The 5,357-nt window shown below is 75.4% G+C and carries 8 protein-coding genes; 3 read left to right on the plus strand and 5 right to left on the minus strand.

Annotation, left to right across the window (positions count from 1 at the left end; genetic code table 11):
* The 3 genes from ABWK99_RS13185 to ABWK99_RS13195 form a co-directional block, all read right to left on the minus strand.
* Window positions 1–557, minus strand: a 557-nt coding sequence (locus ABWK99_RS13185) for a GNAT family N-acetyltransferase (RefSeq protein ID WP_372595163.1), incomplete at its 3' end; no start/stop codon positions are given.
* On the minus strand, window positions 526–1,056 hold the full coding sequence (locus ABWK99_RS13190) for a hypothetical protein (RefSeq protein ID WP_372595164.1): 531 nt from the start codon (window positions 1,054–1,056) through the stop codon (window positions 526–528). The genes ABWK99_RS13190 and ABWK99_RS13185, both read right to left, overlap by 32 nt.
* 181 nt (window positions 1,057–1,237) lie before the next feature.
* Complete coding sequence (locus ABWK99_RS13195) at window positions 1,238–1,462, minus strand: helix-turn-helix domain-containing protein (RefSeq protein ID WP_372595165.1); 225 nt, start codon at window positions 1,460–1,462, stop codon at window positions 1,238–1,240.
* 121 nt (window positions 1,463–1,583) lie between these two features.
* Between ABWK99_RS13195 and ABWK99_RS13200 the strand changes: the two genes are divergently transcribed.
* Genes ABWK99_RS13200 through ABWK99_RS13210 form a run of 3 tightly spaced genes read left to right on the plus strand, consistent with a single transcriptional unit; the run spans window position 1,584 to window position 3,976 of the window.
* Window positions 1,584–2,273, plus strand: a complete 690-nt coding sequence (locus tag ABWK99_RS13200; RefSeq protein ID WP_372595166.1) for a hypothetical protein — start codon at window positions 1,584–1,586, stop codon at window positions 2,271–2,273.
* Window positions 2,270–3,511, plus strand: coding sequence for a CpaE family protein (locus tag ABWK99_RS13205; protein WP_372595167.1), 1,242 nt, complete (start codon window positions 2,270–2,272; stop codon window positions 3,509–3,511). The genes ABWK99_RS13200 and ABWK99_RS13205 overlap by 4 nt, the downstream gene beginning before the upstream one ends.
* A 3-nt stretch (window positions 3,512–3,514) precedes the next feature.
* Window positions 3,515–3,976 (plus strand): hypothetical protein, encoded by a 462-nt coding sequence (locus tag ABWK99_RS13210; RefSeq protein ID WP_372595168.1) that lies wholly within the window; start codon window positions 3,515–3,517, stop codon window positions 3,974–3,976.
* A gap of 28 nt (window positions 3,977–4,004) precedes the next feature.
* Here the strand turns inward: ABWK99_RS13210 and hisN are convergent, their stop codons facing one another.
* A complete protein-coding gene (gene hisN, locus ABWK99_RS13215) occupies window positions 4,005–4,799 on the minus strand; it encodes a histidinol-phosphatase (RefSeq protein ID WP_372595169.1) in 795 nt (264 codons plus the stop codon).
* Window positions 4,800–4,820: 21 nt separating this feature from the next.
* A partial coding sequence (gene rsgA / locus ABWK99_RS13220; protein WP_372595170.1) for a GTPase RsgA occupies window positions 4,821–5,357 on the minus strand: 537 nt, incomplete at its 5' end.

Raw genomic sequence — 5,357 nt, forward strand, 5'->3', positions numbered from 1 at the left:
ATGACGAGTCGCGGCATCCCCGAGGCGACGGCGTCCGTCGTCCCGATCCTCTCGAAGCCGGCGCGCTCGAACATCGACCGTGTGCCGACGAAGGCCATCGTCGTGTCCATCCGACCCTCGGGGTCGACGGGGTAGGCCTCGACGGCCGGCGCACCATGCGCTGCGGCGAACTGCACGGCGCCTTCGATGAGGTGGGTGGTGACGCCCGCGCGGCGATGCCCGCCGCGGACCACGAGACAGATGATGCTCCAGACGGGTACGTCGTCGACGGGACGGATCAGCCGCGACCCGGCCAGGCGGGGGATCTCGGCTCGCGGACCGACGTTGCACCAGCCGACGGGAGTGCCGTCCCGGTAGGTGACGACTCCCGGCGGGATCTCCCGCTCGCAGAGCCGTCGCATCGCCTGCTCCCGGTCACCGTGGCCGAGCTCGTCGACGTCCCGGGCGCGCAGCCGGTGCGAGAGGCACCAGCAGTGCGTGGCCCGGCGGTTCGGGTTGACGACGTCGGCGAAGTCCTCGAACCGCTCAGGGGTCAGGGGCCAGGTCTCCCACTCCATCCCGCCATCGAAGCACCTGCCCTGCGGCGGTGCAGGTGCGCGCACCGTCTGGCCGGCGCAGCGGGGCGCACCGTCTGGCCGGTGCAGCGAGCTCCGGCCGGGACCCGTGCCGGTGCCCTACGGTGGCCCTGTGCGGTGGGACGACCTGTTCGCGGACCTGGCGGGTCAGCTCGAGGCCCACCTGGGCGCCGAGCAGGCCGAGCTCGTGGCGGAGCTCACGCGCGCCGAGCGGGCCGGTGTCGCGCTCGCCGATCGCCTCCGGGCCCAGCACGGGCCCGTCCGCCTCACCCTCGTCGACGGGCAGACCCTGTCGGGAGAGCTGACCGACGTCGGCGCGGACTGGCTCCTGCTCGCCGGAGGACCGCAGGAGCACCTCGTCCCGCTCGCCGCTGTCGCCCTCGTCGGGGGGCTGACCGATCGGGTCGCCCCCGCCGAGCGGACCGCCGTCGCGCGGCTCGGCCTCACGTCGGCGCTCCGAGCCGTCGCGCGGGACCGTCACCTGGTCCGGCTGGTGGCCTCGGGGGTCGAGGCCTCAGGAGTCGTCGCGGCGGTCGGGGCGGACCACCTGGACCTGGCCCTCACCGGCGACGGTCCGCGCCCGACAGGGGGAGCGGATCACGGTGCCGTTGCGGGCCCTGATCCGGCTCTCGCACGCGTGAGTCGCCGCGCGGGAGTACTGCTCAGTCGGTCGTCTCCTCTGCCGCCGCAGCGCTCGTGCGCTCCCTGGCCTGGGCGTACATACGCTGGATGTAGGCCTCGAGCTCGCTCGCCTCGACGCGCCACACGCCGCGACCCCCGATCTGGATCGCGGGCAGCTCCCCCGACCGCACCAGGGCATAGGCCTGGGGCGAGGAGATGTTCAGCACCTCGGTCACGTCCGCAAGGGTCAGGAAGCGCGGCGGCATGGCAGGAGTCTCCCATGTGCGCGCGCCGAGGAGTCCACATCCACAGGCCCCCCGCAGGAGTGCCCGGAGCGGCATGATGGCCCCGGGGGCGACCGGACACGGTCGGCAGGAGGGGGGAGCCGTGGCGAGCGCGGGACGGGCGGGCAGCGGGGGCGCACCTGCGCCGCAGCCGGGCGGGCCGTCGAGCCCGCTCGCGGTGCGCTGGCGCCGGCCCGGCTGGCGTGACCCGAGGCTGCTCGTCGGGCTGGTCCTCGTGGGCGTCTCGGTGGGTCTCGGCGCCTGGGCCGTCGGCACCGCCGGCCGCACGGTGGCGGTGCTCGCCGCGCGGGAGCCGCTCGTCGTCGGCCGTCCGCTCGCCGACCAGGAGCTGGTCGTGCGCGAGGTTCGGCTCGCCGATGCCGAGCTCCTCTACCTCCCGGCCGCGACCGAGCTGCCCGGCGACCTGGTCGTCACCCGCGCCGTGGGCGCCGGAGAGCTCGTCCCGGTCGCCGCGCTCACCGCTGTCGCGGACATCGGGCTGCGGGAGGTCGCCGTCGACGCGTCGGGACCGCTCGCGTCCACCGTGGTCGAGGGCTCGCTCGTCGACCTGTGGTTCGTCCCGGAGCCCTCGGCCGAGCAGCCCGTCCCGGTACCGCGCGAGCTCGCCCCTGGTCTCGAGGTCGCCCAGGTCTCGCTCCCCGCGGGGGCGCTCGCCGTCGGCTCCGGGGCGACGGTCCACGTGATGGTCCCGGTGGCCGACCTCCCGGCGGTCCTCGCAGCACTCGCGGCCGACGGGAGCATCCAGGTCGTCAGCGTGCCCGCGGGGTCATGAGCACGCCGGTCCTGTGCGCCGTGCGCGGTGCCGTCGAGTCGGAGGTCGTGCGCGCGGTCGACGCGACGACCGAGCTCGAGGTGGCGCGCCGCTGCGCGGACGTGGCCGAGCTCCTGGCGGCGTGCGCCGCGGGCCACGGGCTCGTCGCGGTGGTCTCCGCCGGACTGCCCGGCGTGGACCTGGAGACCGTGCGGCACCTCCAGTCCTCCGGGGTGTGGGTGCTCGCACTCACCGACGACCGCGCAGGGTGGTCGTCCGACCGCGTGGCGCGGCTCGGGGTGGACGCCGTCCTCGACGCCGACGCGGCGGGGCGCGAGGTCGTCCCGGCGATCCTGCGTCTTCATGCGCGTGGCCAGGCGCCCGGCGCGCGCGCCAGGCCCGCGCCGACCCCCGCACCGGCGACGGTCGCCGCGCGCGAGCCCGGAGCCGTCGTGGCGGTCTGGGGCCCCACCGGGGCACCGGGGCGCACCACCCTCGCCCTGACCCTCGCCGGAGAGCTGGCGCTCCTCGCGGCGGAGGGCGCCCTGCTGGTCGACGCCGACACCTACGGCGGAACGGTCGCACCGGCGCTCGGGCTCCTCGACGAGGCCCCGGGGATCGCCGCCGCCTGCCGGGCGGCGGTCGCGGGGCGTCTGGACGAGCTGTCGCTCGCGGGACTCACCCCGAGGGTCGAACCGGGGCTGCGGGTCCTCACCGGCATCAGTCGTGCCGAGCGGTGGCCCGAGGTGTCGTCCGCCGGACTGGAGGTGCTGTGGGTCGCGGCGCGCCGGCTCGTGCCCTGGACGGTCGTGGACTGCGGCTTCTCGATCGAGCAGGACGAGCTCCTCAGCTACGACACGCGCGCCCCGCAGCGCAATGGGGCGACCCTCTCGGCGCTCGCCGAGGCGGACCACGTCGTCGTCGTGGGTTCCTCCGACGCGATCGGCCTGCCCCGGCTGGTGCGGGCGGTCGCGGAGGTCCGCGACCTGCTCCCCGGCCTCGAGCCGATCGTGGTGGCGAACCGGGTCAGGTCCTCCGCCGCCGGTCCGCGGGCCGCTGCCTCGGTGCGGGAGGCGCTGGGCCGCTGGGCCGATGTGCCCGACCCCCTGGTGATCCCCGAGGACCGGCCCGCCTGCGACGCGGCGCTCCTCGGGGCGCGGATGCTGCGGGAGAGCGCCCCGGCCTCGCCCGTCCGCACGGCGGTGCGGTCACTCGCCGGTGCGTTGCTCGCCCGGACCGCCGCCGGGGCGGCACACTGAGGCGTGCGCATCTACCTCCCGTCCACGCTGGCCGAGCTCGGCCACCCCGAAGGTCTCAACCCGCGGGTCGTCCACGCGGTCACCCCCGCCCTGCGGGCGGCCCTGCCGGAGGAGGACGACGAGGGCCTGGAGTACGTCGCCCAGCTCCTCGCCGCGGACGACAGCGTCGACCTCCTCGCCACGCAACCGCCTGCGGACGCACGCTGGCGGCGGGTCGTCGTGGCGGCGGACGTCGCGGAGGACCTGGTCGTCGCCCTCGACGACGACGGGGAGCAGACGGCGAGCGCCATGCGCCTGACCGCCCTCGTGCCGTGGTCCGACGTCGCCTGCGCGCATGTCGACGAGGCGTCCGCCGAGGCGGAGGTGCGGGCCGCGGCCGAGGGGGACGACGACGCAGCCGAGCGGCTCGTCGAGCGTGACCTGCTGTGGTTCGACGTGAGCGAGCTGGCCGGCCTGGCCCGCTGAACCTCCCGGCGCCAGCGGCGACGCGGGGTCAGCGACCGGCGATCGGACCGAGCACGTCCCTGACCTGGTCGTGCAGCAGCCCGTTCGTCGCGAGGGCCGAGCCACCGAAGGGTCCCGGCACGCCGCGCACGGAGGTGAACGTCCCGCCGGCCTCGGTGACGATCGGCACCAGGGCCGCCATGTCGTGCAGGGCGAGCTCGGGCTCGGCCGCGATGTCGACCGCTCCTTCCGCGACGAGGACGTAGGACCAGAAGTCGCCGTAGGCACGGGTGCGCCACACGGTCCGGGTCAGGTCGAGGAAGCCGTCGAGCCCGCCCTGCTCCTCCCAGCCGGACAGGCTGGAGTAGGACAGGGAGGCGTCCTCCAGCCGGTCCACCCCCGAGACCTGCATCCGGCTCGCAGCGGCGAGGGACTTGCCCGTCCACGCACCCGAGCCCACGGCCGCCCACCAGCGTCGGCCCAGCGCCGGGGCGCTGACCAGTCCGAGCACGACCTCGTCCCCGTCGAGCAGGGCGATGAGCGTGGCCCAGACGGGTACCCCGCGCACGAAGTTCTTCGTCCCGTCGATCGGGTCGACCACCCACCGGCGCGCACCGTGACCCGTCGTCCCCATCTCCTCGCCGACGACCGCGTCGCGGGGTCGGGTGCGGGCGAGCTGGGAGCGGACGACGTCCTCCGCCCCTCGATCGGCGTCGGTGACGGGTGTGGTGTCGGGCTTGGTCTCGACCATGAGGTCCTGGGCGCGGAATCGCGACATGGTCAGTCCGTCGACCTGGTCGGCGATCACATGGGCGAGCCGGAGGTCGTCGTCGTACCTGGTCATGGATGCACCGTAGCGTGCGGCTCAGGCCTCACCGGCACGGGAGGACAGCAGACGGCGCAGCGAGTCGACACGCTCAGCACGCGCCTCGTGCACGGCGGGGTCCTCGTCGACCCATGAGTCGAGAGCGCAGTCGGGGGCGTCGGCGGCGTGGGTGCAGCCGCGCGGGCACCGCTCCTCGACGACGGAGGCGAGGTCGGAGAAGGAGCCGAGAATCTCCTCGGGGCGCACGTGCGCCAGACCGAAGGACCGCACCCCAGGGGTGTCGATGACCCAGCCGTCGTGCCCGGGCAGGCGCAGCGCGACAGCGGAGGAGGAGGTGTGCCGGCCGCGGCCCGTCACGTCGTTGACCACCCCGGTCGCGCGCAGCGCATCGGGCACCAGGGCGTTGACCAGGGTGGACTTGCCGACGCCCGAGTGGCCGACGAGCACGGAGGTCCGCCCGACGAGCTCGGCGCGGACGGCAGCCAGACCCTCGGGCGCGGGTTCGTCCGTGCCCTCGCCCCGTCCCACCACGACGACGTCGACACCGAGCGGGGCGTACATCCGCACCAGGGGCCC

Origin of the sequence: Actinotalea sp. (assembly GCF_041597215.1) — a bacterium.
GTDB lineage: Bacteria > Actinomycetota > Actinomycetes > Actinomycetales > Cellulomonadaceae > Actinotalea.

Coding starts and splice junctions, on each gene's coding strand:
- hisN (WP_372595169.1), bottom strand. CDS start 4,799: ATGACCAGGTACGACGACGACCTCCGGCTCGCCCATGTGATCGCCGAC.
- ABWK99_RS13205 (WP_372595167.1), top strand. CDS start 2,270: ATGAGCACGCCGGTCCTGTGCGCCGTGCGCGGTGCCGTCGAGTCGGAG.
- ABWK99_RS13195 (WP_372595165.1), bottom strand. CDS start 1,462: ATGCCGCCGCGCTTCCTGACCCTTGCGGACGTGACCGAGGTGCTGAAC.